The sequence below is a fragment of the Devosia sp. T2-14 genome (assembly GCF_055397495.1).
In genome coordinates this window covers 132,052-157,906 of sequence record NZ_AP027921.1, presented here as the reverse complement: position 1 = coordinate 157,906, position 25,855 = coordinate 132,052, and the positions used below count along the sequence as shown (strand labels likewise).

Genomic DNA, 25,855 nt, shown 5'->3' with positions numbered 1-25,855 from the left:
GCTGATGATGCCCGAACCCGTCCTCGACATCCGCGATCTGCATACGGTGTTCCGCATCGGTGGGAGAGATATCTCCGCCGTGCAGGACCTCGCTCTGACCATCGCGCCGGGCGAGACTGTCGCCCTGGTGGGCGAGTCGGGTTCGGGCAAGTCGGTCACCTCGCTCTCCATCATGGGCCTCTTGCCCAAGAAGGTGGGCCGGGTGGCAGCCGGTCAGATTTCCTTCCGCGGAAAATCGGGCGAGACGAAAGATCTCGCCCAGCTCGATACCGAAAGCCTGCGCCGCATCCGGGGCCACGACATCGCCATGGTGTTCCAGGAACCCATGACGAGCCTCAACCCGGTCTATACCGTTGGTGAGCAGATCGCCGAACCCATCCGCATTCACCTCGGCCACTCGCACAAGCAGGCGGCCGAGGAGGCCGTCCGTTTGCTGGCCGATGTGGGCATTCCCGATCCGGCCCGCCGCGCCACGCAATATCCGCACGAGCTTTCCGGCGGCATGCGCCAGCGCGCCACCATCGCCATGGCGCTGGCCTGTGATCCGGCGCTTCTGATCGCCGATGAGCCGACAACCGCGCTCGACGTGACCATTCAGGCGCAGATTCTCGAACTGCTGGCAAAGCTGCAGGAAGAGCGTGGCATGGCCATGCTGTTCGTCACCCACAATCTGGGCGTGGTGGCGGAGATCGCGGACCGCGTGGCGGTGATGTATGCCGGGCGTATCGTCGAAACCGGCAAGGTTGCCGACGTCTTCGCCCATCCGCGCCATCCCTATACCAAGGGGCTGATGCGGTCCGTGCCGCGACTGGGTGAGGCGACCGCGCTCAAGCGGGCAGGGACGCCCCTCCCGACGATTGCCGGCTCGGTGCCTAGTCTCGCCAATCTTCCCACGGGGTGCTCGTTTGCCCCCCGCTGTCCCTACGCGACCGACGCTTGCGCGGTCGCCGTGCCGCCGCTGGTCGATGTTGGCGGTGGCCAGATGAGCCGTTGCATCCGCTGGCAGGAGCTATAGACATGACCGAGGAAATCCTGCTGTCCGTTTCCGGGCTCACCAAGCATTTCAAGCCAGCCGCATTCTCTCGCGGACCGGTGGTGCGCGCCCTTGAGGACGTCTCGTTCGAAGTGCCGCGCGGCAAGGTCGTGGGGCTGGTCGGTGAATCGGGCAGCGGCAAGACCACGATCGGCCGCTCGGTGCTGCGGCTGGTCGAGCCGACTTCGGGCCAGGTGCGGTTCGATGGCGTGGAAATGACATCGCTGCCGCCTGCCGAGCTGCGCAAGCAGCGCGCACGGATGCAGTATATTTTCCAGGATCCGTTCGCGAGCCTGTCGCCGCGCATGACCATCGGGCAGATCCTGATGGAAGGGCTGGAAATCCAAGGCATCAAGCCGCGCGAAGCCCGCGTGGCCCGCGCCAAGGCGGCGCTGGCGGCGGTGGAACTGCCGATTGACGCCTTTGATCGCTACGCCCACGAATTCTCTGGCGGTCAGCGCCAGCGCATCGGCATTGCCCGCGCCTTGGCGCTGGAGCCCGAACTGATCGTGGCCGACGAGCCGGTCTCGGCGCTCGACGTGTCGATCCAGGCGCAAATCGTCAACCTGCTGCGCGACCTGCAGTTGCGCCTTGGCCTGACCATGCTGTTCATCTCGCATGACCTGGCCGTGGTCGAATATATCTGCGACACCGTGATCGTGCTCTATTTGGGCCGCATCATGGAGATCGCGCCCGCCGAAGAGCTCTATGCCAATCCGCGCCACCCCTATACGCGGGCGCTGCTGTCGGCGATCCCCGAACCCATTCCAGGCCGGGCAAGTCAGCGGCAGGTGTTGAAGGGCGATATTCCGAGCCCGGCCAATCCGCCGTCCGGCTGCGTGTTCCGCACCCGCTGCCCAATGGCCATCGAGGCCTGCGCAGGTGTCGTGCCAAAGCTCGAGGAAGTGGCGGCCGGGCACAGCTCAGCCTGCATTCGCAATGCGGAACTGGGCGCCGAGCTGGCGGCCCAGGCCGGCTAAAAAGGCGCGGCGTCCCAAGACGCCGCGCCTTTTCTCAATAGGTGCAGCGCCCGCCGGACAGGTCGAAGACTGCGGCAGTAGTGAAGCTGTTTTCCTTGGATACGAGCCAGGCGACCATGGCGGCCGCCTCGTCGACTTCAAGGAACCGACCGCGCGGAATGCGGACCAGCATGTAGTTGATGAATTCCTCGGTCAGCGTGTCGAGGATGCGCGTCTTGGCCGTGGCCGGCGTGATCGCGTTAACAGCGATATTGTGCTTGGCCAGTTCCTTGCCCAGCGACTTGGTGAGCCCGATGACGCCCGCCTTGGCTGCCGAATAGGCTGACAGGTTCGGATTGCCTTCCTTGCCCGCCACCGAGGAAATGTTGACAATGCGCCCGTAATTGCGGGCCTTCATCGACGGAATGACCACCTTGTTGACGTAGAATGTGCCGTTGAGGTTGATCTCGACGATGCGGCGCCACTCTTCTGGCTCATAGTCTTCGAGTGGGCTGTTTGAGCCCGCAATCCCGGCCGAGTTGACGAGGATGGAGACGGGGCCGACTTCGGCCTCCACCTCGGCATGGGCCTTGGTCAGGCCATCGAGGTCGGTGATATCGACGGTCTTGCTGGAGGCATTGGCGCCCAGCGCGGCAACGGCCTTGGCCAGCGCGGCTTCGTCGCGGTCCCACAGGCTGACCTTTGCGCCGGAGGCGAGAATGCGCTGCGCCATGGCGAAGCCCAGTCCCTGTGCTCCGCCGGTGATGACGGCGACCTGGTCGTTCAAATCAATCGCGTTCAATTTTGATCCATCAGAAAAATGCGCCCCGGCCGGGAGGACCAACCAGGGCGCCAGGAGGTTAGAGCTGGACGACCTGGCCGGAATGGATGGATTCGTCGGCAGCTAGCACGATGCGCAGGCTGTTGACGCCGTCATTCATGTGGTCGGTCAGGTCCAGGTTCTCGGTGATGGCCTTGAGAAGGTAGCGCTGCTCGCGCTCGCACAGGTCATCGTGGCCGGGCTCGTCGGTCATGTCGATCCGCTCGTCGGGCCTGGACATGTCGGCATAGTGACGCAAGATCTGGTTGGTCTTGGTGTGGGCGTTGATATCGTCCGATTTCACGCCGCCGGAATTCTCGGCCATGACGATGGAGACCGACCCCTTGGGGCCGAACACGTCTTTGACGAAGAAGGCCGTCTCGCTGACCATGGGGCCCCAGCCGGCCTCATACCAGCCGACCGAGCCATCATCGAACTGCACCTGCAACATGCCGTAATTATTCTTGGCGACTTCGTCGGTCAGCTTGGCGCCGATGGCGTGCACTTTGACGGGCTTGGCATCGGTCATCTGGCACATCACGTCGACATAGTGCACGCCGCAATCGACGATGGGTGGGAAGCTGTCCATCAGCCGCTTGTGCCAGTCCCAGGTTTCGCCATTGGACTGCTGGTTGAGGTTCATGCGGAAGACCAGCGGCGTACCCAGTTCGCGGGCGATTTCGATGAATTTGACCCAGCTGGGGTGCTGGCGCAGGATATAGCCGATCACCAGCTTCTTGCCGGTGCGCCGGGCAGTCCGGACCACTTCCTCGGCATCCTCGACGGTCAGCGCCATCGGCTTTTCGACGAACACATGGGCGCCCGCTTCCATCGCCTTGATGGCGTAGGAGGCGTGGGTATCAGGCATGGTGTTGATCGAGACCACGTCGGGCTTGAGTGCGGCGAGGGCGATATCGAAATCCGAGAATTTCTGGGCGCCCTGCAGCGCTTCGGGCAGGTTGACGCTGCCGATATTGCGGGTGCAGACGCCGACGACTTCGTAGCCATCGATGCGAGTATAGGCCAGGGCGTGGCTCATCCCCATATTGCCCAGTCCGACGACCAGAACGCGAAGTTTGCTCATGGGTTCTCTCCCTTAACCGATGCGGATGACATTGCCGGTGCGCGCGGATTCCTCGGCGGCAAGGCAGGCCTCAAGTGCCGCCGCTGCGTCTTCCGGGCGGCCGATATTGGGCCGCTGGCCGGACAGCGCAGTGCGGGTGAAATAGTCGAACTCGTCGCGCAGCGCGCCTCCACGGACGCCATCGAACATCGGCCAATAGGTGGTGTCCGGGCTGTGCAGCTTGTTGCCGTCGACAATGCCCAGTCCCGGGAAGGTATCCTGAATGTGGATGATGCCCTCGGTGCCGATGATCGACATGCGTTCGTCGATGTCGAACGGGGTCTTTTCAGGCATGCACCAGACGGTTTCGAGCGTGGCCGTGGCGCCGCTGGCAAAGCGGAACATGGTCTGGCCGATATCGGGGTTCTTGAGGCCGCGGATATCGACGGTCTGGGCATAGGCCGAGACGATTTTGTCGCCGGTGAGCCAGAGCATGATGTCGGTATCGTGGATGGCGTCGCCGACGATCGGGCCGATCTTGTTGAGGATTTCCGGCGTCCAGGCGGCCGGAATATTGCGGCGTGAACTCAGCGCCACGATCTTGCCGATGCGACCTGCGTCAATTGCCTGCTTGGCCATACGGAAGCGCGGATTGAACCGCACGACGTGGCCGATGAAAAGGATGCCTTTGGACGTCTTGGAGGCCTCAACGATCTTGCGGGCATCCTCGACGGTGGACGCGATGGGCTTTTCGAGGAAGACATGCTTGCCGGCCTTGAGCGCAGCAATGGCCGGCTCGGTATGCTGGTCCCACATGGTGCAGATGGAGACGGCGTCGATGTCGGGATCGGCCAGCATCTCGTGGTAGTCGGTATAGAGCTTCTGTACGCCGAACTTTTTGCCCTGCTCGGCCAGCCGTTCCGGGTTGCGGGTGCACAGGGCGTCGAGCTTGAGGCTGGGAATGCCGATGATGGTCTCGGCATGAATTTCACCAAACCAGCCCAGGCCGATCACTCCGATACGCAGTTGAGACATTGAACTCCCCTCACAAGTCTTCGAGCGTCAGCTCGCGTGTCATCACGATATTTCCGGCGCTGAGGCCACAATCGACAGGGATCACCGCCCCCGAAACCGCGCTGGCGGCATCAGATGCCAGAAAGCCGACGACCGAGGCCACTTCCTCGGGCTCGACGATGCGGCCGAGCGGATACCAGCGCTCCAGCGTCTTGAGCACGTCCGGGTCCTTCTGCGCGCGTTCGCGCCACAGCGGCGTGCGGACGGTGCCGGGCATGACGCAATTGGTGCGAATGCCGTGCTTGCCGAGCTCCTGCGCCAGCGTACGGGTCAGCGAGATCATCCCGGCCTTGGCAGCGCTGTAGGCGGGGTCGCCCAGGGCGCTCTGGCCGTTGACCGAGGCGATATTGATGACCACGCCCTGGCCGTGCGGCTTCATGCGCTCAATGGCGGCATAGGCGCAGTTGAACGCGCCATTGAGGTTGCCGTTGATCTCCTCGGACCAGCTTTCGGGCGTGGTGAGGCGCAGCACATGGTGGTTGGAGTATCCGGCATTGTTGATCAGCACGTCGACCCGGTCGAGTTCGGAAAACGCCTCGCGCACCGCTTCGGCGTCACCGATGTCGAGGCGCAGGAACATGGCGTCGATGCCATTGTCTTCCAGCGCGCCGACGGCTGCCGCCGCGTTGACGGACTTGTCGATGCCGATGATGCGGGCGCCGCGCTGGCCGAACCAGAGGCTGAGGCACTGGCCGATGCCTCCGGCCGCGCCGGTAATGACGACGGTCTTGCCGGCAAACTGAGTCATGACTTCACCCGTGCCAGGGCTTCGCCGATCCACGCCACATTGCGCCGCCGCAGGTGGCCCCAATTGTAGAAGGCGAGATCGGTCACGCCGCCAGCCACCAGCAGATCGACGGCGGCAAGGAACTCGGCCTTGCTTTCGATGTCGGGAAAACTGGGACGCAGGATGCCGCGGATGGTGGTGCCGGGGGCAACGCGGCGCTTGAGATCGTAGAGGTCGGCGCCGATGCGCGCGGCATTGGGCTCGTAGAAGCAGGCCTCGATGATGCCGGTGCTCTCCGAAAGCGCCTTGAGGTCGGTGCCTTCATACCATGCGCCGCCGGTCGGCCGGGCAACCGAGGGAATGATGGCCACATTGGCATCCTTTCGCACCCTGTCGCGGATTTCGGCAACCAGCGAGGTCACCTGTGCCAAGCGGAAATCGAGATAGGCGCGCAGGTCGGCGTCGGCCTGGATATCGGCCTGGACAAAGGCGCGGGCCATGTCGTCGGGGAAGTCGACATCGCTGTCGAGATAATCGGAAATCTCGGTGGCGACGCGGCGCTTGAGGCTTGCAGAATCGAGCCCGGCCTTGGCGGCTGCCGCAATGCAATGGTCGCAGAAGCAGAGGCCCATATAGAACTCGAACCAGGGGTTCTGGCGAACGAAGCTCATCTCGTGGTGATAGCCATGGGCATAGGGCGTAAAGCCCGGCGCCTCGATGGATATCCCGGCCACCGGATAACTTGTGGTGACATCGATCGCCAGCCCTATAGCGTAGGCTCGCGCGGCTGGCGCAGAGGGGCAGAGATTGTAGAAGTAGGGGTCGCCAAAGGCGTTGCGCACCACACTGTCGCGGTGCTGCATGCCAAGGGTCGTGTTGTGCAACAGCACGAGCCACACATTGGCGGCGAGCTGTCCGTCATCGCAAAGCTGCCCCAGAACGTCGGCTTCCCCAAGGATGGAGTTGGCGATGGGCTTGATCGCGCCATAGCGGCTGTCATCGTGCCGAAAATAGACCGTGCCATCTTCGGGGAAATACACCTTGCCCGCCTTGCCCTGCGGGCGAAGGAACTTGCCGGCGTGATAGCTGCCGGCCAGCGATACGGTGTCGAGCCCCATGTCCCGGAAGGAGGTCACGGCCTGCTTGGTGCCGTGCTCGGCCAGGTCCCAGGCGTAGGTCAGGATTGCCTTGTAGCTCATTGTCCGAACCAACCGTCCTTGAGGTAGCGCATATATTCAAACACCATGCCGTGCTTGAGCACGAAGGCGACCTCGAGAAAGTCCCCGACGATGAAGGGCGGGATCAGCACCTCGTCGGCCTCGGCAATCCGGGCGGCCATATCGCTGACGCGATAGGCGACGTGGGGATTGTCGCGCACCATGGCGGGCACGGTGCTGTCGGGCTCGTAGCGCAGGAATTCGATATGCTCGGGGTGGTTGCGCGGGTTGGTCACCCAGATGCGGGACTGTTCAACCCAGTCTTCCGCGGGCTGTTTTATGGTCGTGGTGATACCCACGTGGTCGAACTCGAACACGGCATGCTCCCGGGATGCGAAGGAGGGGCGGGGGCCAGCAGACCCCCGCCTTAGGGATCAGATGGTGGCCTGGATGGCTGCCACGTCGACGGCCGCATATTCGTCCGACAGCTTGAAGCCATCGGCGTCGGCCTTGACCTTGGCGTGGTCGAAGTCGTTGGCGCCGTCAATCAGCGCGTTGGACGTCACCTTGGCGGCGTCGAACACCTGGCTGACCTGGCCGATCTTGTGGATCGCGTCGAAATAGGACTGCCAGCTATCCTGCAGGTGGAAGCCCCACTTGCCGCGACGATCCCAGTGGGCGTGCATCAGCGCGCTCTGCTGCATGAGGGACTCGATGGCGGCAGCCGGGTCCATCTGGGTCTTGAGGCCGGGGAACTCTTCCATGGTGATCTGGGTCGCCGCGGCGGGATTGAGCCAGCCGAACTCCAGGCCACGGGCCCAGCCGCGCAGGTAGCGGGTGTAGAGATCGACCTTGGCGGGGTCTTCGAGGTCGGCGCTGCGCACCACGAAGCTATTGGCCGGGAAGGCCGAGGCATTCTTGCCGAGCAGGTAGTCGAAGTCGAAGCCCTGGCCACGCCACTGGGCGCGCAGGCCTTCCCAAGTGAGGGCGGCATCGGCCTGGCCCTGGGCGAGAGCCTGGCCCCAGGCGCTGACCTCGACATATTTGATGGTGCTGAGATCAACACCGGCAGCGGCCAGCATCGGGTCGGCGATTGACTGCCAGCCGGCCGAGCCGAGCACGATGGTCATGCCTTCCATGCCCTTGAGATCGGCAGGAGCCTTGCCCTTCTGGAAGGCGAAATCGAATACGTCGCCGGCCATGATGTGGAAAGCCGAGGTGAGCTTCATGCCTTGCTCGAGACCCAGCGAGAGCACGCCAGGAGACGGATAGCCGAAGTCGGACTGGTTCTGATCGACCAGCTTGACCGTCGCGGTGCCGTCCTGCGGACCGGCTTCGATGACCGTCTCGACATCGTCGAAATAGCCCATGCGCTTGGCGACCCAGTAGGCGAAGTCATCGACCACTTCGAGCGTGCCGCGCGGGGACACCCAGCGGACCGTCGCGTCCTGGGCGAAAGCCATGCGCGAGTTGAGGCCCAGGGCCGACACGGCAATACCGGCGGACGTGATCTGCAACAGGCGGCGACGACCGATACTGGCGTTAAAGGCGTTGGACATTGCGTTCTCCTCCCAATGTTTTCGTTGAACACCTGGCCCCTCAGCCGGGTGGTTGCTGGGGGCTTAGGACTCCCAGCTCGTCCATTTCTTCCCGATCAGGAAGAAGATGACGTAGATCGAGATGCCGATGACCGCGAGCAGGGTGATGACTGCGAAAAACTGCGGCATGCGGATCATCGAGGAATAGTAGTTGAGGCGGTTGCCCAGGCCTTCGGCCCCGCCGACCATCTCGGCGCCCACAGTGGTGAGCAGGCCGAAAATCGAGCCGACCATCAGGCCAACCATGATCATCGGCATGGCCATGGGGATGCGGATCTTGGTGAAGATCTGGAAGGTCGAGGCGCCGAACGAGCGGGCCAGGGCGATCTTGGCGAGATCGACGCGCCGGAAACCGGTCGCCGAGTTGATCATCACCATCGGGCCCGAAGCCAGCGCCACGGCGATGATGCGGGGTTCCCAGCCGAAACCGAAGCGCAGCACCAGCAGCGGCACCAGGGCCAGCATCGGCGTGGTCACCAGCAGCAGGATATAGGGCGTGATGATCTTCTCGGCGAAGGGAAACTGGGTGATCACCGCGGCCAGGATGAAGCCAATGGACGCGCCGATCGAGAAACCGATCAGCAGCTCGCACAGTGTCGTCACCAGATGGGGCCACAGGAACGGCCATTCGGTGATCAGCGCCATGCCGATCGCGCTTGGCGGCGGAAAAATATAGAGCGGCACTTCGAGGAGGCGGATGGTCAATTCGGCGCTGCCGATGATGACGACCGCAACCAGTGCGATAATGAACATTTCAAAAGCCGACCGGCTGGGGCCGGACATCAGCGAACTCATGCCGCCGCTCAGGCTGACGTCGGCCTTTTGGCCCTTGCCGCCGAAGGTGGGGATCTTGTCCTGCAACGCGCTGTCCATGTCGAATACTCCTGGCGTGGACTGACTTAACTGGGACGATGGTCGATCATGGCCTTGATGGCCTCGACGCGATCCAGAAAGTCCGGTGTTGTCTGTAGTTTGACGGGGCGCGGGCGGGGCAGATCCACATCCACGATATTGGCGACGCGGCCGGGGCGGGCAGACATCACCACGATGCGATCGGCGAGGAACACGGCCTCGGTGATCGAGTGGGTGATGAAGATGATGGTTTTGCCGGTTTCCATCCAGATTTCCTGGATCAGCAGGTTCATCTCGTCGCGGGTGAAGGCGTCGAGCGCGCCGAAGGGCTCGTCCATCAGCAGCACCGACGGGTCGACTGCCAGGCTGCGGACGATGGAGGCGCGCTGCTGCATGCCACCGGAAAGCTCGCGCGGATACTTGTTCTCGAAGCCTTCGAGGCCAACGCGCTTGAGCAGCTTGTTGATGCGTGCGCGGTCGGGATCCTGCTTCTTGATTTCGAAGGGCAGCTCGATATTGCGGGCCAGGTTGCGCCAGGGAAGCAGGTTAGCTTCCTGAAAAATCATCGCAATTTCTGGATGCGGCTTGGTGATCTTGTCATTGCCGAGGCGGATGTCGCCGCCGCTCAGGCTATGCAGGCCCGCCATCGACCACAGCAGGGTGGACTTGCCACAGCCTGATGGGCCGAGCAGGCACAGGAACTCGCCTTCGCGAACATCGATCGACACATTATCGAGCGCATGAACCCCGCCTGAGCGGGTGTGATAAACCTTGGATGCCCCGTCGATGGTCATCTTGACCGAATTCCGGGCGCCAGACGGCGACCCTCCTGCAGCGAGCATGCTGCTCCTCCCTAGTCCCCTACAGGTGCCGCACCGCCCTCCCAGACGCCGTGACACCAATCTCCATGGAAATTTGAAACAGAATTTCATGAGTCGCACGATTAGACTTTAGTATTACGATTGTTTCCATTCGTTGCTGAATGCGCTTGTTTTCAAGGGTTTATGGCTGAAAAGTTGTCGGTTAAGACGCGCAAAATCGCAAAGAGCGGGTTCGGTGGCGTCGAACATGCTTGCAAGCTGTGGCGATGCCTGTAATTAAATTTCGTGTTTGCGAAAGACGAATGAGACAGGCATGGCCGCGAAAAGCCCTACCAGCCGCCAGACCAAGGCGGGCCACTCCGAAGTGATCGACGTGGTGTCGCGCATGCAGCGGGTTGAGAACGATCTCTCCCCCGCCGAGCGCAGCGTGGTGCGGGCGGTGCGCAGTGACTACGATGCGGCGACCCGTATGACCATTGCCGAACTGGCGAGCCTGGCTGGGGTCAGCCAGCCCACCGTGACGCGCTTCTGCCGCTCCGTCGGCTGCAAATCCTATAGTGAATTCAAGCTGATGCTGGCGACGACCCTGACCGTTGCCGCTGCCTATCTGCGGCCGGAGCGGCAGTTTTCCGACGATATCGGCCAGCTGGCGCAGTCGGTGATGACGCGGGCAATGAATGCCATGCGCGACACGCTCAATGCGCTCGATACCGAAGCCGTGGGGCGGGCGATCGAGGTGCTGTCCACGGCTCGGCGCATCGATGTCTACGGGCAGGGTGGTGGGTCGGCCAGTTTGGTGGAGGACGTCAAGCTTCGCCTGTTCCGCATCGGCATTCCGGTTTCGGCCTATGTCGATGGCCACCAGCAGCGCATGTCGGCGGCGACGCTGAGCCAGGGCGATGTGGTGATCGCCATTTCCAACAGCGGCCGGTCCAAGGCGGTGGCCGAGGCAGTGGAGATTGCCCACTCGTTCGGGGCGACCACGATTGCGCTGACCCGGCCGGATACTCCGGTGGCCCATGGCGCGGATATCCTCATCCCCATCGTCATCGGCGAAGACGAAAATGTATTGATACCAACACCTTCGCGCTATGCGCATATGGGGGTGATCGACACGATCGCGACCGGCGTTGCCGATCGCCGCGGCCCCGAGGCGCGCGAGACGCTGCGCCGGGTTCGCTACACGGTGGCCAGCATCGGCATCGCCATCGCCACCCCATCGACCGACCCCACCATCCTGATGAAAACGATCAATCCGCACGAGTGAACATGTCCTCTCGATCGAACGCCGCCAGCCATGACTGGGTTTTCCGCAATGCTCGCATCATCGACGGCACAGGGGGGCCGTCCTTTGTGGGTGACCTGGCGGTGTCAGGCGAGCGGATTGCCGCGATCGAGCCGGCGGGTGTAATTCCTGAGGGACGCCAGGAGGTTAACCTCGATGGGCTGGCGCTGGCGCCGGGCTTTATCGATGCCCATACCCATGACGACCGGATCGTGCTCGATGCACCCGACATGCTGCCCAAGGTCAGCCAGGGGGTGACGACTGTTGTTGTCGGCAATTGCGGGATCTCGCTGGCGCCGGTGCAGTTCGTCAATTCGCCGCCGCCGCCGATGAATTTGCTCGGCGGACCAGAGGCTTACGAGTTTCCGACTTTCGCCGACTATGCCGCCGCGGTGGCGCGGGCGCGGCCGTCGCTCAACGTCGCCGCGCTGGTCGGGCATTCCGCCCTGCGGTTGGCGACGATGATCGACATATCGGCCAAGGCAAGCCCGGCTGAACTCATTGAAATGGCAGGGAAATTGACCGAGGCCATGGCGCATGGCGCGGTGGGTTGGTCGACGGGCCTGTTCTATCCCACCAATGCCGGCGCGGATGCCGATGAGGTGGCGGAACTCGGCCGCTATGTGGCCGCGCATGGCGGCGTCTATGCCACCCACATGCGCGACGAGTTCGACAATGTGCTTGATAGTATTGATGAATCTGTTGAGACCGCCAAGCGGGCGGGGACGCCGCTTGTTATCTCCCACCACAAATGCGCGGGGGTGGAGAACTGGGGCCGGACCAAGCAGACCCTGCCCAAGATCGAGGCGGCAGCATGCGATCACCGGATCAATTTCGACGTCTATCCCTATGCCGCCGGGTCGACCAATCTGCGGATGGACCTGATCACCGATACCTATCCGATCATGATCGCCTGGTCGGTGCCGCATCCGGAGATGACGGGGCGCTATCTGTCTGACATTGCTGAAGAATGGGGGATGAGCCTCGACGCGGCGGCGGAGAAGATGCAGCCGGCAGGGGCGATCTACTTCCAGATGGACGAGGAGGATGTGCGTCGGGTCTTGAGCTCGCCGCTATCGATGATCGGGTCCGATGGGCTGCCCCATGACGTGCATCCGCATCCCCGGTTGTGGGGAACCTTTCCGCGAGTGCTCGGGCATTATGCGAGGGAAATCAAGCTCTTCAGCCTCGAGACGGCCGTTCATAAGATGACCGGGATGACCGCCTCGGTGTTTGGCCTGACCAATCGCGGCACGCTGGCGCCGGGCAAGTTTGCCGACCTCGTCGCCTTCAAACCCGAGGCAATCCGGGACCTTGCGACCTATGAATTGCCGACCCTGCAGTCCGAGGGAATCGAGGCGGTGATGGTCAATGGGGTGATGACCTTTACCCCGAACCAGTCGCAACCGGGTCGGGCCGGGCGGCTGGTTTCGCGGGATCGCTAGCAAGAAAGCCGACGAAGTTCTGTCAGCATTCTTGCGGTTTTCTTGCAGATTCTTCTGAAATGCTGCCACGCCCTCGTGGTTCGAGGGCCACTTTGGCACTAAGCGCGGCGAACGGAGCTGATCGGCAGTGGCGTGATGGGGTATTCGTCGGCCTCGGCACGGGCGAAGAGCTTGGCGATGGTGTCCTGACCTTCGAGGACCTTGCCGAAAGCAGCGAAGCCGTGACCATCGGGATTGCGGCGGCCGCCTTCGTCGAGCTCGGGCTGATCGCCGATGCAGATGAAGAAACCGGGGCCGGCGGTGCCGGGGCCGAAGCGGGCCATGGAAATGGTGCCGTCGGTGTGCTTGAGGCCGGTCAGCGAGGTCGGTTCGTGGGCGATGGAGGGGAAGGGCTGCTCCTGGGCGTCGTCGGTCGGGCGCCAGCCCCACTGGATGACTTCGATCTTGTGGACGGTTTCCGGCTTCTGATTGGCCATGGTCACGATGCGATAGACCGTGCTGCCATTGAGGTGGCCGCCATCGACATAGGCCAGGAAGTTCCGGGCAGTGATGGGCGCGCGGGCCTCGTCGATGCCCAGGACGAACTTGCCGTCGTTGGTCTGCACTTCAACGCGAACCAGATCGTTATCCGTAGTCATTCCAGCTGTTCCTTCTTGCTTGCCCGCGCGCCTGTGAGGCGCGCCGGGCACGGACTTCGGCCGGGTCGGGATTGCGGCCCCGCGTGTCCATGAGGTGAGTGCCGGTTGGATCGGGGGAGCGATCTCCCGGCGTAATCTCGGCCCGCTTCTAGTCCTTTGGCGGGGAGGTTGTCATCGCGGTTTTCGCGCCGGGCAAAATTATTTTTGGACGGGCGGCGGACGGCAATTGGGTCAGGAAATGGCGATGACGCGCAGGTGGTCGAGGATGGCGGGGTCGTCGAAGCGCGGGGCGGGGTCGCCATTGGTGATCAGCACGTCGACATCGGCGAGCGTGGTGACCTGATGGGGCGCGCGGCGGTCGAACTTGTCTTCGTGGGCGACCAGGATGACCTGCCGGGAATTGGGCAGGATATCGCGCACCAGATCGACTTCGAGCGGATCGAACTCCAGCACCGCGCCCTCGCGGTCGATGGCGCTGGCGCCGATGATGGCAATGTCGAACTTGAAGCGCTGGCGCGAGGAATCGGCGAGCGTCAGGACCGAGGAGTCCTTGTTGCGCACGTAGCCGCCATAGACATAGACGGTCGCATCGGTCTTGAAGGCGCAGGAATAGGCGACTTCGAGATTGGGCGTGGCGATCAGCACGCCGGGATGGCGCGCAAGCACTTCGTGCAGGGCATGGAATGTAGTGCCGAGGCCGACGAAGACCGTGGCGCCGGCGACGAGGAATTCCTCAAGCGCGGCGACCAGACGCTGCTTGACGGCCACCTGAATGGTGTGGCGCTCGTCATAGGTGTGCTGGGCAATGCCCGGCGAGGCGAAGGCCCCGCCAAAGCCCTTGAGCAGCAGGCCCTTGGTTTCCAAGGCCTTGAGGTCGCGGCGGATGGTCTGGGTGGTGACGTCGAACTGGGCGGCCAGATCGGCCACCGAGGCGGCGCCATTGGCCCTTACGGCTTCAAGAATGGCGGCCTGACGCTTGCCCAGCCGCGCCCCCCCGCCGTCCGGCGATGGCGTCGTGTTGACGTCGGGGGAGGTGATGCCGCTCACTTCAGGCGCACACCGAGATAGCTGCGGTCATCGGTCAACATGGTCGCAGTGGTTCCCTTGGTGCTCATATAGGGGCCGATCTTGTAGAGATCTTCAGCTTCAACTTCCTGGAATGCCTTTTCCCAGGCAGCGACACCGAATCCGTCGCCGAGTTTGAAGTAACCGTCGGAGAATAACTCAATCGTTTCGACGTCCGCCAGAGCATAGGAGCGGGTTTCGATGTATCGCGAGGGAACGGCAAAGCCATCGAGCCCGCCATAACCGAGTGCGGGCTCGGTGATGTTCTGGAAATTGCCCTGGCCATGAGAAATGCCATGGTGGATCAGCATGAGGATTTCGTCCTGCGGCACGCCGGGTAGGTGGGCGATGCAGGCGGCGAGCGCGCGACGCTCGATTTCAGCAACGACATCCGGGGCCGCGGTGGGCAGGCCGAGGGTCTGGTTGCGGGTGCCCTGCCAGGTCATGGCGGCGGCGTGCTTGTCGGCCTCGAGGGCATCGTGGCCGAGGGCTTCGAAATAGCGCCAGGTCTCGCGGCGGAGAATGGCGGTGACATCGTCGAGGGGCTTGAGCACCTGCAGCACGTCATTGCCGTTGATGCGCAGGCCGCTATCGCCGACCGCGACCACTTCAAGGCGGTCGCCGATGGGCAGGGCGACCATGACGGTGCAGCCGGCGCGCAGCTTCCAGTCTTCGGTGACGGCATCGAGCGCGCCGTGATCGACATAGCCCTGGTGAATGGCCTTGGACAGATAGGCGATGAGGTGTTCGCCGCCCTGAAATTGCAGGTCGGGTTTGTCGCTCTGGCCCTGTGCCAGCATGAAAATTTCAAGGGCGCGGCGCACGGTGCGTGACGCATAGCGGCCCGACAGCATGCCGCCATAGCGGGTGCCATTGCGGTCGGTTACGCCGTCGATGACGGCGTAACCGAGGTCCGGCATGATAACGAGGCTGTCTTCGTTGGTCTCTGGGTGACCAATTTTCTTGCCCAGGGTGAACGCTTCCAGCTGCTTCATTCGGACCTTCTTGTAATCAGATATTATCGAGGCAGATCGGCGATTACTCGCCGATAGCGGTGCGCCACTTGGCCAGAACGGCTTCAGCGCCGCCGAAGTCGGCCAGCGGCTTGACGTCGATCAGGGTCAGATCGGCCAGGTTCGGCGTGCCGGCAGGGCCAGCGACGTCGAGGCGGACCGAGCGACGGCCGATATCCATGGCCAGCTTTTCCTGGGTCGACTTGGACATGGCCCAATCGATGAAGGCCTTGCCGCCATCGGGGTTCGGGCCGCCCTTGACCAGGCCAACGCCATCAGGCGTTGCGGCGGTGCCGTCCGTGAGATGCACGATCGAGATCGGTGCGCCGCCCTGGACATATTCCAGCGCGTTGTCTTCGAGGGTCAGGCCCATCGAGGCTTCGCCATCGGCGACAAAGCGGGGAACGGCACCCGAGGAATCGGCGAACACGAAGTTCTTGGCGATCTCGGCATACTTGTCCCAGCCGGCATCACCGAACACGGTCAGCACGGTCTGCAGCTGCTGCATGGCCGAACCCGAACCATCGGCGCGGGCGCTGGCAATCTGGCCGGCCCACTTCGGATCGGCAAGCTCAGCCCAGGTCTTGGGAGCGGTATCGAGCGGCTGCATGTCGGTGTTGACGGCCAGCACGTAAACCACGGCGGTGTAAGGGGTCCAGGCCGGATCCTTGACGAATTGCGGGTCGATCTGGTCGGCCTCGGGCGGGGAGTAGGGCTCGAGCAGGTTGGCCAGTTCGGACAGCTGGCTGCCCGAAATCGACCAGATGACGTCGGCTGCGGGAGCGCCGGCTTCAGCCTTCACGCGCTTGGCAATGTCGCCCGAACCGAGCTTGACGACTTCAGCCTTGAGGCCGGTCTCGGATTCGAAAATCGGCAGCAAGGTGTCGACGATCGAGGATTTGTGGGCGGTGTAGATGGTGACGGCCTTGTCCTGCGCGAAGGCGACAGCGGTGAGGCTGCTCGAGGCGATCAGCGCCGCGGAAAGCGTCAGAAATGTACGTTTACGAATGTTCATTGGGTTCCTCCTGTCCGTTTTTGATCATTATTGGACCGAGGATGATCCTGTCTCACACAGAAAAATGTTGCAATACGAAAATTATGTCTGTTTGCTATCAGTCAATAAATAGCAGGGGGAGTGCTGCATGAGCTATCTGACCGTCACCAATGCCATCAAGCAGTTCGGCACGACATTTACCGCGCTGAGCGGGGTGTCGATCACGGTGGAACGCGGCGAATTTTTCACGCTGCTGGGGCCGAGCGGCTGTGGCAAGACCACGCTGCTGCGCGCCATTGCCGGGTTCAATGACCTGACATCGGGCGATATCAAACTCGATGGCGCCGACTTGCGCGTGGTGCCGCCGCACAAGCGCGACATCGGCATGGTGTTCCAGGATTATGCGGTGTTTCCGCATCTGAGCGTGTTCGACAACGTTGCCTTCGGCCTCAAGCCGCGCAAGGTGCCGGCCGAGGAGACCAAGCGCCGCGTGACCGACGCACTGGCCGCCGTTCGCCTGTCGGCTTTGGCCGATCGCCTGCCGGCCGCCATGTCGGGCGGGCAGCAGCAGCGCATTGGTCTGGCGCGCGCCATGGTGATCAATCCGCAGCTGCTGCTGATGGATGAGCCGCTGTCCAACCTCGATGCCAAGCTGCGCATCGAGCTGCGCGAGGAAATCCGCGATATCCAGAAGCAGGTCGATATCGCCACCATTTATGTGACGCACGACCAGGAAGAGGCGCTGGCCATTTCGGACCGCATTTGCGTGATGAATGCCGGCAAGATCGAGCAGGTTGGCACGCCGCAGGAAATCTACGGCGATCCGCAGACCCGATTCGTCGCTGAGTTCGTCGGCACGATCAACGTGTTCAAGGCTGGCGATGCGCTCAATGCCATGCTCGGTCAGCTGGGGCTTTCGGCGCCGGGCGCCGACATATGGGCAGCGCGGCCGGAGCGGCTGGGCCTGGGCGCGGCGGGTGCGACGGCGCAGGACGGCGTGGCGCTGGCCGGCACGGTGACGAAATATACCTATCTCGGCCGCGAGGCGCATGTGCAGGTGGAGACGGCAGCTGGCCCGATCGTGGTGCAGCTGGCCAATCCGGGCATGCATGCGGCGCGCGAAGCGGGCGAGGCCGTGTCGGTGCTCGTGCCGCGTGATGCGCCGATGGCGTTTGGCGCCAATGGCGCCCGCATCAGCACGGGAGGCTAAGCGCCATGGGCCGTTTCAACTTCTGGACCGTGGTGATGGTCCTGACCTGGGTGATGCTGGCGGTGCTGCTGTTCGTGCCCGTTGGCTCGGTGCTGGTTTCCAGCCTCTATGACCAGGCGGGCAATTTCACGCTCGGCAATTACCTCAAGTTCCTCGGGGAGGCACGGTTCCACCAGGCGTTCGTCAATACGCTGGTGGTGGGTTTCGGTGGCCTGCTGGGTGCGCTGCTGCTCGGCTCGATCATGGCGTTCTGCGTGTCGCGCTTTGTGATCAAGGGCGGCAAGTTCGTGTCGTTGCTGGCGATTCTGGCGCTGGTGTCGCCGCCCTTCATCGGGGCCTATTCGTGGATCGTGCTGTTTGGCGCCGGTGGCGTGGTGCGCGGGTTCCTGCGCGACATGGGCATCAACATGCCGCCAATCTATGGCGTGGGCGGCATTCTCATCGTCTTCTCGCTCAAGTTCTATCCTTATGTGTACCTGATGGTTTCGGGCGCGCTGAGCAACGTCAACCGCTCGCTCGAAGAGGCGGCGGAAGGGCTGGGCCTGACGCCGTGGCAGCGGACGTTCAAGATCTCGTTCCCGATGGTATTTCCTGCACTGACGGCCGGTGGCCTTTTGGCGCTGATCCACGCCATCGCCGATTTCGGCACGCCGCGCCTGCTGGGCCGTGGCTATAACGTGCTGGCGACCGAAGCCTTCACGCTTTATTCGGCCGAGGTTGGCTCGAACATGTCGATGGCGACCACGATCAGCGTGGTGCTGATCATCGTCTCGATGGTGTTCGTGATGCTGCAGCGCTACATGTCGCGCCGCAACGTCTACCACGGCAACATGATCAACAAGCCGGTGCGCATCCAGCTCAAGGGCTGGCGCAATGTGCTGGCGCATTTCGCGGTGTATTTCATCGGGTTGTGCGGCGCTATGCCGGTGATCATTTCGGTGATCTACTCGTTCCGCAAGACCAGCGGCCCGGTGTTCCAGGATGGGTTCGCGCTGCAGAGCTACGAGCGCATCCTGTTCAACCTGGGCGACGTGGTGCGCAATTCGCTGACCTTCTCGATCGCCGCCGTGGCGCTGATCGTGGTGGTCGGGACGATCGTGGGCGTGCTGGTGGCACGGCGCACCAACTTCAACACGGCGCTGCTCGATGGGGCCTTCATGGTGCCCTATGTTATGCCGGGCATCGTTATCGGTATCGCCTTCATCGCGGCGTTCAATACCGGTCCGATCGTGCTGACGGGCACGGCAATGATCATCATCCTGTCGATCTTCATCCGGCGTCTGCCCTATACGGTGCGCACGACGGCGTCCTCCCTGCGGCAGATTTCGCCGAGCATGGAAGAGGCGGCGATCTCGCTTGGCTACAGCCCCTTCCAGGCCTTCCTGCGGGTGACGGTGCCGCTGATCGTGCCGGGCATCATCGCGGGCGGCATGCTGAGCTTCGTGACGGCGATCAACGAGCTGTCGTCCTCGCTGGTGCTCTATGTGGGCAGCACGATGACCATGCCGGTGCGCATCTACCTGCTGATCCTCGATGGCGACTTCGGGGTGGCGGCGGCGCTGTCGACCATCCTGCTGCTGCTCAGCGGCTGCGCTGTCTACATCGCGTTCCGCTTCATGGGGCGGAACGAGCAGGCGCTGCTCTAGGCGTCAGTCACAGAACGAGAAAGGCCCGCTCCATGGAGCGGGCCTTTTGCATTTTGGGGTGGTCGATTGGGCTAGTGCTGCCAGACGACGAGGCCGGCGGCGGTGGCCATCATGATCCCGGCGGTCTTGTTGAGGCGGCCGAGGGCGCGGGGGCTCTTGAACATTTCGCGGGCGGCCGAGGCCAGCCAGGCATAGCCGCAGCCGATGATCAGCAACACCACCACCACGATGACCGTCAGCTCGGTGAAGGCGACGAGGTTCATCTGGTCGAGCGGGATCACGGTGGGCAGGATCGCGAGGTAAAAGACGATGGTCTTGGGATTGCCCATGGTCAGCGAGAAGCCGGCCAGGAAGGTGCGCCAGCCATCCTCGTTCTTGGGTTTCATCTGCTCGGAGCCGGGGCGGGCGGTCCAGAATTTGTAGGCAATGTAGAGCAGGTAGGCCGCACCCGCCCAGCGCACGAAGACGAAAACCGGGCCGAACCAATTGGCAATGGCCGCCAGCCCGAACACCGCGAAGACGAAATACATCAGATCGCCAGCCAGGATGCCCAGCACCATGGGGAAGGCGCCCTTGAAGCCTCCGCCCAGCGCGCGGGCCACGACCGCGGCCACGCCGGGGCCGGGCACCAGCACGGCGATGGCATAGGCAATGGTGAAGGTGAGGAGAGTGAAGGGATCCATGTCGTGTCTCGATGGCGCGTCGGCTTTGGGAGGCGGACACTACGCCCGGGCGGGGTAGCGGGCAAGGTGGCGTGGTGGGGGCCATTCAACCTGCACGGACTTAGCTGAAGCTAAGTCCTATCTCGCTGTCCCTCCCCACAAAGGGGGAGGGAGGGGCCGGTGGGTGGGGCGGGGCGATCAGGGGAGGCGGGCGAGGCGTTCCGTCAGGAGGTTGAAGAAGCCTTCGGCGTTGCCGTTGCGCATGTAGTTGACGTTCCGGGGCTTGTCGGTGACGTGCCAGTAATCGGCGACGGTCATGCCGACGGTGAGCTCGCTGGCGGTTTCGATGGACACGTTGCAGCGGCGGCCTTCGAACAGGTCGGGCTGCAGCAGGTAGGCGATGACCGTGGGGTCGTGCAGGGGAGCGCCGGCCCAGCCGAACTTGTGCAGGTCGTAGGTCTCCGAGAAGGTCAGCATGTCGTAGACCGCCTGGCCCGTACGATTGCCCAGCGCGCGGATGGCGTCGAGGCGCGGATGGGTCGACTGGATCTGGTGGGTCACGTCGAGCGGCAGCATGGTGATCGGCGCGCCGCAGCGCATCACGATGTCGGCGGCCTCGGGGTCGACATAGATGTTGAATTCGGCGGCGGGCGTGATGTTGCCGACTTCGAAATAGGCGCCGCCCATCATGACGATCTCGGCGATGCGCCCGGCAATGGCGGGCTGCTTGATGAGCGCCATGGCGATGTTGGTCAGCGGCCCCAATGTGCACAGGGTGATGGTGCGGGGCTCGGCGGCCATCAGCGTATCGACGATGTAGTCGACGCCGTGCTGGGCTTGCAACGGAATCGTTGGGTCCGGCAGGACGGGGCCATTGAGGCCGGTATCGCCGTGAACGTGTTCGGCCGTCACCAGGGTGCGGCGCAGCGGGCGCGAGCAGCCGGCATAAACCGGCACTTCGGTACGGCCGGAGAGCTCGACGATCTTGCGCGCATTGTTGCTATTGTGGTGGAGCCCAATATTGCCGGCCACGGCGACAATGCCCAGGATCTCCAATTCTTGCGGGGAGGCCAGCGCCAGCAGCATTGCGACGGCATCATCCTGGCCGGGGTCGGTATCGATAATTATTTTACGTGGCATGTCTGGGCCTTAAACGGGAGAATCCTCCCGGAAGCCTATCGGCTGTTCGCCAGGCGGTCGACTGGCCTGCTCGCTGATTTCGCAGGGTTTTGTGCGGCGCTGAGGGCGGATCGGCCATGCCGCAAGGACGCTTGACGCCGGAGCGGCGGAGCGAAAAACTCTCCTCCCATTCCGGGATCGGAGCAAGTTGTGGCAGGCGAGGTAGTTGGACAGGCGGCTGAGGCCGCCGCGCATGGTGTGGACCTCGTCCCGGTCGTTGTTTTGCTCACGGCGACAGTGGTCGCCGTGCCGTTGTTCAAGCGCCTCGGGCTGGGCTCGGTGCTGGGTTACCTCGCGGCCGGGCTGGCGCTGGGGCCATCCGGCTTCGCGCTGATCAGCGACCCCGGTTCGATCCTCACCTTCGCCGAGCTGGGCGTGGTGATGTTCCTGTTCATCATCGGCCTCGAGATGGAGCCCTCCAAGCTGTGGGCGCTGCGCAAGCAGATCTTCGGGCTCGGCGTCATTCAGGTCACGATCTGCGGATTGCTGCTGACGGCGGTGGGCGTATTGCTGGGCTTTGCCCCGGCGGTCGCCTTCGTCTTCGGCATGGGGTTTGTGATGACCTCGACGGCTATCGTCATGCAGATTTTGGGCGAACGCGGCGAGCTCGCCTCGCCCCATGGCCAGAAAATGGTGTCGATCCTGCTGCTGGAAGACCTCGCCATCGTGCCGCTGCTGGCCATGGTGGCGCTGCTGGCCCCCTCGGGTGAGGCGCAGAATCTGACGAGCCGGCTGGCCGGAGTGGGCGCCGCGATTGGCGCGGTGGCGGGGCTGATCTTCCTCGGCCGCCGCATCATGAATCCGCTGTTTTCGATGCTGGCCTCGACCAAGCTGCGCGAGGTGATGACTGCCGGTGCGCTGCTGGTGGTGCTGGGCGCGGCCCTGCTGTTCGAAACCAGCGGGCTGTCCATGGCCATGGGGGCGTTCCTGGCGGGCGTACTGCTGTCGACATCGACCTTCCGCAACCAGATTGAAACCGACGTGGAGCCGTTCCGCGGCATTTTGCTGGGGCTGTTCTTCCTCGCCGTGGGAATGTCGCTCAACCTGACAATCGTAGCGGAGAGCTGGCCGATCATCGCGGTGAGCGTGGTGGCGTTCATGGCCGTCAAGGCCGCCGCCATCTACATCATCGCGCGGGCGCTGCGCTCGTCCCATGCCGTGGCGCTGGAACGCGCCGTGTTGATGGGACAGGGCGGGGAATTCGCCTTCGTGCTCTATACGACGGCGGCCAATGCCGGGGTGATCGATGGCCCGACCAATGCGGTGTTCACCTCGACAGTGATCGTTTCCATGGTGCTGACGCCGTTCCTGATCGTGGGGCTGCGCTATGTGCTGCCCAAGACGGGCAAGTCGCAGTCGCTCGATGGGGTGGAGGCCGCGAGCGGCCAGACCGGGCAGGTGCTGATCATCGGCTTTGGCCGTTTCGGGCAGATTGCCAGCCAGCCGCTGCTGGCGCGGCATCACTCGGTGACCATTATCGACAATGATACCGACATGATCCGCGCCGCCGCGCAGATCGGGTTCAAGGTCTATTACGGCGACGGCACGCGGCTGGACGTGTTGCGGGCCGCCGGAGCGGGCGACGCCGAGGTGATCCTGATCTGCGTCGACGGGAAGTCCTCGATCTCGCGAATCGCCGACCTGCTGCGCGATGAATTTCCGCTGGCCAAGGTGATGGCGCGCGCCTTCGACCGCGGCCACGCCATCGAGTTGATCCGGGCTGGCGTCGAGTATCAGAAGCGCGAATTGCTGGATTCCGCGCTGGTCTTCGGCGGCGAGGTGATCCGCCGTCTCGGGGCGACCGACGAGGAGGTCAAGGATGTGCTCGACGGCGTGCGCGACCGGGACAGGCAGCGTTTCGAGCTGCAGATGCTGGGGGGATCGCAGATGGCAGGCCGCCACCTGCTGATCAGCAACGCGGAAGATCAGGCGCGCGAAGGCGGCGTTACCGTAACAACCGAAGACGCCGAAGAGGTGGTGGCAAAGTCAACGGCGGTCACGCCGGGGAAGTGATGCATTTGAGGGGCTTCCGCCTGCCCAAATTAAGTGCAAGACTGAAGTTTCGAGGGGAATACATCGTCATGAATTCTGGATTGCGACATGCCGCAACAGCCGATCGTTTACGACGCCCCTACGCCGGAACCGCGCGCGCCGACCGTTGAGGCCATTCAGGCCGAAATCCTCGCGAGACTGATCTATTCGGTTGGCAAAGACCCGATTGTGGCGCGTCCGCACGACTGGCTGGCGGCAACCATCATGGCGGTTCGCGACCGGGTGATGGATCGCTGGATGGAGTCCTCGCGGGAAACCTGGCGAACCTCCAACAAGCGCGTCTACTATCTGAGCCTGGAATTCCTGATCGGCCGGCTGATGCGCGATGCCATGAGCAATGTGGGGCTCATGGAACCGGTACGCGACGCGCTTAGGAATCTCAATGTCGACCTGGGTGACCTGATCAACCTCGAGCCCGATGCGGCGCTGGGCAATGGTGGCCTGGGGCGGCTGGCGGCGTGTTTCCTTGAATCGATGTCCTCGGTGGACATTCCGGCCTATGGCTACGGCATCCGCTATGTGCACGGGCTGTTCCGCCAGGAAATGAGCGAGGGCTGGCAGGTCGAGCTGCCCGAGGAATGGCTGGCGCACGGCAATCCGTGGGAATTTGAGCGGCGCGAAAGCGCCTATGAAATCGGCTTTGGCGGCAATGTGGAGAGGGTGACCGATCCCGACGGCACCGAGCGCCAGGAATGGCGCCCCAACGATCACCTGCTGGCCGTGGCTTTCGATACCCCGATCGTGGGCTGGCGCGGCAAGCGCGTGAACACGCTGCGGCTATGGAGCGCGCAGCCCATCGACCCCATTCTGCTCGACAAGTTCAACTCGGGCGACCATATCGGCGCGCTGGAGGAGAGCGGGCGTGCGGCTGCGATTACCCGCGTGCTCTATCCGGCGGATTCGACGGCGGCGGGGCAGGAATTGCGGCTGCGGCAGGAGTTCTTCTTCTCATCGGCATCGCTGCAGGACATCGTGCGGCGGCATCTGCAGCAATATGGCGATCTCGGCTCGCTGCCGGACAAGGTGGCCATACAGCTCAACGATACCCATCCGGCCATTTCCATTGCCGAGATGATGCGCATCCTGGTCGACGACAATGGGCTGGAATGGGCCGAGGCCTGGACGCTGACCAAGGGCACGTTCGGCTATACTAACCACACCCTGCTGCCAGAGGCGCTGGAAAGCTGGCCGGTGGCGCTGCTGGAGCGGCTGCTGCCGCGGCACATGCAGATCGTCTACCAGATCAATGCCGATGTGCTGGCCGATGCCCGCACCCGCGCCCGGTTCAACGATGCCCAGATCGCCAATGTGTCGCTGATCGACGAAAGCGGCGGGCGGCGCGTGCGCATGGGTCAACTGGCCTTTGTCGGTTCGCATTCGATCAACGGCGTATCGGCGCTGCATACCGAGCTGATGAAGCAGACGGTATTCTCTGACCTGCACAAGCTCTATCCCGACCGCATCAACAACAAGACCAATGGCATCACGCCGCGCCGCTGGCTGATGCAGTGCAACCCCGCGCTGACCAAGCTGATCAGCGAACGGATCGGGCCGGATTTCCTCGACAATATCGACCTGCTGCGCGGGCTCGATGCGCATGCCAATGACCCGACCTTCCAGGGGCAGTTTGCGGCGGTGAAGCTGGCCAACAAGCAGAAGCTGGCCAAGCTGATCAAGGATCGCCTCAACATCACGGTTTCGCCCGATGCGATGTTCGACGTGCAGATCAAGCGCATCCACGAATACAAGCGCCAGCTGCTCAACATCATCCAGGCGGTGGCGCTGTATGACGAAATCCGGGCGCATCCGGAGCGCGATTACGTGCCGCGCGTCAAGATCTTCGCGGGCAAGGCGGCGCCGGGCTACTGGAACGCCAAGCTGATCATCAAGCTAATCAACGACGTCGCCAAGGTCATCAACAATGATCCGGCGGTGCGCGGGCTGCTCAAGGTGGTGTTCCTGCCCAACTACAATGTGAGCCTGGCCGAGGTGATCGTGCCGGCGGCCGATCTCAGCGAGCAGATATCCACGGCGGGCATGGAAGCCTCGGGCACCGGCAACATGAAGTTCATGGCCAATGGCGCCGTCACCATCGGCACGATGGATGGCGCCAATGTGGAAATGCACAAGGAAGTGGGCGCGGAGAATATCGTCATCTTCGGGCTGACCACCGATGAGGTGAACGATAGGCGCGCGCGCAGCGAAGTGCCACGCGCGGCAATCGACAAATCGGCGCGGCTCAAGGAAGCGCTGGATGCGATCTCCTCCGGTGTGTTCTCGCCGGACGATCCGCATCGCTATCGCGACCTGATCGGGGGGCTCTACGACCACGACTGGTTCATGGTGGCGCGCGATTTCGACGCCTACACCGCCGCCCAGGCCACGGTGGACGCGATCTGGAAGGACAAACCGCGCTGGAACGCCATGGCGATCCACAATACGGCGCGCGTCGGCTTCTTCTCGTCCGACCGGACCATTCGACAATATGCCCATGATATCTGGGGCGTTTCGGCAGCTTCGGCATGAAGTTGAACCGCAGGATCTTCCGGAAGTGCAAAACCG

The 25,855-nt window shown here is 63.2% G+C and carries 23 protein-coding genes; 8 read left to right on the top strand and 15 right to left on the bottom strand.

Annotation, left to right across the window (positions count from 1 at the left end; all coding sequences use genetic code 11):
* Positions 1-4 precede the first annotated feature (4 nt).
* The gene (locus ACZ5WT_RS00800; RefSeq protein WP_464285485.1) at positions 5-1,015 is read left to right on the top strand and encodes an ABC transporter ATP-binding protein; all 1,011 of its coding nucleotides are present in this window, start codon (positions 5-7) and stop codon (positions 1,013-1,015) included.
* Between the two features lie 2 nt (positions 1,016-1,017).
* Positions 1,018-2,013, top strand: coding sequence for an ABC transporter ATP-binding protein (locus tag ACZ5WT_RS00795; protein ID WP_464285484.1), 996 nt, complete (start codon positions 1,018-1,020; stop codon positions 2,011-2,013).
* A 34-nt stretch (positions 2,014-2,047) separates the two neighbouring features.
* Here ACZ5WT_RS00795 and ACZ5WT_RS00790 read toward each other — a convergent pair whose 3' ends face one another.
* From ACZ5WT_RS00790 to ACZ5WT_RS00750, 9 genes are all read right to left on the bottom strand, one after another.
* A complete protein-coding gene (locus ACZ5WT_RS00790) occupies positions 2,048-2,794 on the bottom strand; it encodes an SDR family NAD(P)-dependent oxidoreductase (protein ID WP_464285483.1) in 747 nt (248 codons plus the stop codon).
* A 58-nt stretch (positions 2,795-2,852) separates the two neighbouring features.
* Positions 2,853-3,896, bottom strand: coding sequence for a Gfo/Idh/MocA family protein (locus ACZ5WT_RS00785; RefSeq protein ID WP_464285482.1), 1,044 nt, complete (start codon positions 3,894-3,896; stop codon positions 2,853-2,855).
* Positions 3,897-3,908: 12 nt separating this feature from the next.
* Positions 3,909-4,910, bottom strand: coding sequence for a Gfo/Idh/MocA family protein (locus ACZ5WT_RS00780; protein ID WP_464285481.1), 1,002 nt, complete (start codon positions 4,908-4,910; stop codon positions 3,909-3,911).
* 10 nt (positions 4,911-4,920) lie between these two features.
* A complete protein-coding gene (locus tag ACZ5WT_RS00775; protein ID WP_464285480.1) occupies positions 4,921-5,697 on the bottom strand; it encodes an SDR family oxidoreductase in 777 nt (258 codons plus the stop codon).
* On the bottom strand, positions 5,694-6,875 hold the full coding sequence (locus ACZ5WT_RS00770) for a hypothetical protein (RefSeq protein WP_464285479.1): 1,182 nt from the start codon (positions 6,873-6,875) through the stop codon (positions 5,694-5,696). The genes ACZ5WT_RS00775 and ACZ5WT_RS00770 overlap by 4 nt, the downstream gene beginning before the upstream one ends.
* Positions 6,872-7,210, bottom strand: coding sequence for a hypothetical protein (locus ACZ5WT_RS00765; RefSeq protein WP_464285478.1), 339 nt, complete (start codon positions 7,208-7,210; stop codon positions 6,872-6,874). The genes ACZ5WT_RS00770 and ACZ5WT_RS00765 overlap by 4 nt, the downstream gene beginning before the upstream one ends.
* A 57-nt stretch (positions 7,211-7,267) precedes the next feature.
* Entirely contained in the window at positions 7,268-8,392 is a 1,125-nt protein-coding gene (locus tag ACZ5WT_RS00760; protein ID WP_464285477.1) for an ABC transporter substrate-binding protein, read from the bottom strand.
* 63 nt (positions 8,393-8,455) lie between these two features.
* Positions 8,456-9,304: an ABC transporter permease gene (locus tag ACZ5WT_RS00755; protein ID WP_464285476.1), complete on the bottom strand. Its 849-nt coding sequence runs from the start codon at positions 9,302-9,304 to the stop codon at positions 8,456-8,458.
* A gap of 26 nt (positions 9,305-9,330) precedes the next feature.
* Positions 9,331-10,125 carry an ABC transporter ATP-binding protein gene (locus tag ACZ5WT_RS00750; protein WP_464285475.1) on the bottom strand — a complete coding sequence of 265 codons (795 nt, stop codon included), beginning with the start codon at positions 10,123-10,125 and terminating at the stop codon, positions 9,331-9,333.
* A gap of 292 nt (positions 10,126-10,417) precedes the next feature.
* Here ACZ5WT_RS00750 and ACZ5WT_RS00745 point away from each other — a divergent pair, with 292 nt between their 5' ends.
* Together ACZ5WT_RS00745 and ACZ5WT_RS00740 are read left to right on the top strand one after the other, a co-directional pair.
* On the top strand, positions 10,418-11,371 hold the full coding sequence (locus ACZ5WT_RS00745; RefSeq protein ID WP_464285474.1) for a MurR/RpiR family transcriptional regulator: 954 nt from the start codon (positions 10,418-10,420) through the stop codon (positions 11,369-11,371).
* A gap of 2 nt (positions 11,372-11,373) precedes the next feature.
* Positions 11,374-12,834 carry an N-acyl-D-amino-acid deacylase family protein gene (locus tag ACZ5WT_RS00740; protein WP_464285473.1) on the top strand — a complete coding sequence of 487 codons (1,461 nt, stop codon included), beginning with the start codon at positions 11,374-11,376 and terminating at the stop codon, positions 12,832-12,834.
* A 98-nt stretch (positions 12,835-12,932) separates the two neighbouring features.
* Here ACZ5WT_RS00740 and ACZ5WT_RS00735 read toward each other — a convergent pair whose 3' ends face one another.
* The 4 genes from ACZ5WT_RS00735 to ACZ5WT_RS00720 form a co-directional block, all read right to left on the bottom strand.
* Positions 12,933-13,472, bottom strand: coding sequence for a peptidylprolyl isomerase (locus ACZ5WT_RS00735; protein WP_464285472.1), 540 nt, complete (start codon positions 13,470-13,472; stop codon positions 12,933-12,935).
* Positions 13,473-13,703: 231 nt separating this feature from the next.
* A complete protein-coding gene (locus ACZ5WT_RS00730; RefSeq protein ID WP_464285471.1) occupies positions 13,704-14,519 on the bottom strand; it encodes a DeoR/GlpR family DNA-binding transcription regulator in 816 nt (271 codons plus the stop codon).
* Positions 14,516-15,532: a hypothetical protein gene (locus tag ACZ5WT_RS00725; protein ID WP_464285470.1), complete on the bottom strand. Its 1,017-nt coding sequence runs from the start codon at positions 15,530-15,532 to the stop codon at positions 14,516-14,518. The genes ACZ5WT_RS00730 and ACZ5WT_RS00725 overlap by 4 nt, the downstream gene beginning before the upstream one ends.
* 43 nt (positions 15,533-15,575) lie before the next feature.
* Positions 15,576-16,565 (bottom strand): extracellular solute-binding protein, encoded by a 990-nt coding sequence (locus ACZ5WT_RS00720; protein WP_464285469.1) that lies wholly within the window; start codon positions 16,563-16,565, stop codon positions 15,576-15,578.
* Positions 16,566-16,692: 127 nt separating this feature from the next.
* Here ACZ5WT_RS00720 and ACZ5WT_RS00715 point away from each other — a divergent pair, with 127 nt between their 5' ends.
* Together ACZ5WT_RS00715 and ACZ5WT_RS00710 are read left to right on the top strand one after the other, a co-directional pair.
* The gene (locus ACZ5WT_RS00715) at positions 16,693-17,754 is read left to right on the top strand and encodes an ABC transporter ATP-binding protein (RefSeq protein ID WP_464285468.1); all 1,062 of its coding nucleotides are present in this window, start codon (positions 16,693-16,695) and stop codon (positions 17,752-17,754) included.
* 5 nt (positions 17,755-17,759) lie between these two features.
* Positions 17,760-19,400 (top strand): ABC transporter permease, encoded by a 1,641-nt coding sequence (locus tag ACZ5WT_RS00710; RefSeq protein WP_464285467.1) that lies wholly within the window; start codon positions 17,760-17,762, stop codon positions 19,398-19,400.
* A 71-nt stretch (positions 19,401-19,471) separates the two neighbouring features.
* Here ACZ5WT_RS00710 and ACZ5WT_RS00705 read toward each other — a convergent pair whose 3' ends face one another.
* Together ACZ5WT_RS00705 and ACZ5WT_RS00700 are read right to left on the bottom strand one after the other, a co-directional pair.
* A complete protein-coding gene (locus ACZ5WT_RS00705) occupies positions 19,472-20,083 on the bottom strand; it encodes a LysE family translocator (RefSeq protein WP_464285466.1) in 612 nt (203 codons plus the stop codon).
* A 177-nt stretch (positions 20,084-20,260) separates the two neighbouring features.
* On the bottom strand, positions 20,261-21,202 hold the full coding sequence (locus ACZ5WT_RS00700) for a nucleoside hydrolase (protein ID WP_464285465.1): 942 nt from the start codon (positions 21,200-21,202) through the stop codon (positions 20,261-20,263).
* Between the two features lie 189 nt (positions 21,203-21,391).
* Between ACZ5WT_RS00700 and ACZ5WT_RS00695 the strand changes: the two genes are divergently transcribed.
* Complete coding sequence (locus ACZ5WT_RS00695; protein ID WP_464285464.1) at positions 21,392-23,254, top strand: monovalent cation:proton antiporter-2 (CPA2) family protein; 1,863 nt, start codon at positions 21,392-21,394, stop codon at positions 23,252-23,254.
* 87 nt (positions 23,255-23,341) lie between these two features.
* A complete protein-coding gene (locus ACZ5WT_RS00690) occupies positions 23,342-25,819 on the top strand; it encodes a glycogen/starch/alpha-glucan phosphorylase (RefSeq protein ID WP_464285463.1) in 2,478 nt (825 codons plus the stop codon).
* The last annotated feature ends 36 nt before the right edge of the window (positions 25,820-25,855 follow it).

Coding starts and splice junctions, on each gene's coding strand:
- ACZ5WT_RS00720 (WP_464285469.1), bottom strand. CDS start 16,565: ATGAACATTCGTAAACGTACATTTCTGACGCTTTCCGCGGCGCTGATC.
- ACZ5WT_RS00785 (WP_464285482.1), bottom strand. CDS start 3,896: ATGAGCAAACTTCGCGTTCTGGTCGTCGGACTGGGCAATATGGGGATG.
- ACZ5WT_RS00760 (WP_464285477.1), bottom strand. CDS start 8,392: ATGTCCAACGCCTTTAACGCCAGTATCGGTCGTCGCCGCCTGTTGCAG.
- ACZ5WT_RS00740 (WP_464285473.1), top strand. CDS start 11,374: ATGTCCTCTCGATCGAACGCCGCCAGCCATGACTGGGTTTTCCGCAAT.
- ACZ5WT_RS00725 (WP_464285470.1), bottom strand. CDS start 15,532: ATGAAGCAGCTGGAAGCGTTCACCCTGGGCAAGAAAATTGGTCACCCA.
- ACZ5WT_RS00780 (WP_464285481.1), bottom strand. CDS start 4,910: ATGTCTCAACTGCGTATCGGAGTGATCGGCCTGGGCTGGTTTGGTGAA.
- ACZ5WT_RS00705 (WP_464285466.1), bottom strand. CDS start 20,083: ATGGATCCCTTCACTCTCCTCACCTTCACCATTGCCTATGCCATCGCC.
- ACZ5WT_RS00750 (WP_464285475.1), bottom strand. CDS start 10,125: ATGCTCGCTGCAGGAGGGTCGCCGTCTGGCGCCCGGAATTCGGTCAAG.
- ACZ5WT_RS00745 (WP_464285474.1), top strand. CDS start 10,418: ATGGCCGCGAAAAGCCCTACCAGCCGCCAGACCAAGGCGGGCCACTCC.
- ACZ5WT_RS00690 (WP_464285463.1), top strand. CDS start 23,342: ATGCCGCAACAGCCGATCGTTTACGACGCCCCTACGCCGGAACCGCGC.
- ACZ5WT_RS00735 (WP_464285472.1), bottom strand. CDS start 13,472: ATGACTACGGATAACGATCTGGTTCGCGTTGAAGTGCAGACCAACGAC.
- ACZ5WT_RS00755 (WP_464285476.1), bottom strand. CDS start 9,304: ATGGACAGCGCGTTGCAGGACAAGATCCCCACCTTCGGCGGCAAGGGC.
- ACZ5WT_RS00775 (WP_464285480.1), bottom strand. CDS start 5,697: ATGACTCAGTTTGCCGGCAAGACCGTCGTCATTACCGGCGCGGCCGGA.
- ACZ5WT_RS00715 (WP_464285468.1), top strand. CDS start 16,693: ATGAGCTATCTGACCGTCACCAATGCCATCAAGCAGTTCGGCACGACA.
- ACZ5WT_RS00700 (WP_464285465.1), bottom strand. CDS start 21,202: ATGCCACGTAAAATAATTATCGATACCGACCCCGGCCAGGATGATGCC.
- ACZ5WT_RS00800 (WP_464285485.1), top strand. CDS start 5: ATGATGCCCGAACCCGTCCTCGACATCCGCGATCTGCATACGGTGTTC.
- ACZ5WT_RS00710 (WP_464285467.1), top strand. CDS start 17,760: ATGGGCCGTTTCAACTTCTGGACCGTGGTGATGGTCCTGACCTGGGTG.
- ACZ5WT_RS00770 (WP_464285479.1), bottom strand. CDS start 6,875: ATGAGCTACAAGGCAATCCTGACCTACGCCTGGGACCTGGCCGAGCAC.
- ACZ5WT_RS00795 (WP_464285484.1), top strand. CDS start 1,018: ATGACCGAGGAAATCCTGCTGTCCGTTTCCGGGCTCACCAAGCATTTC.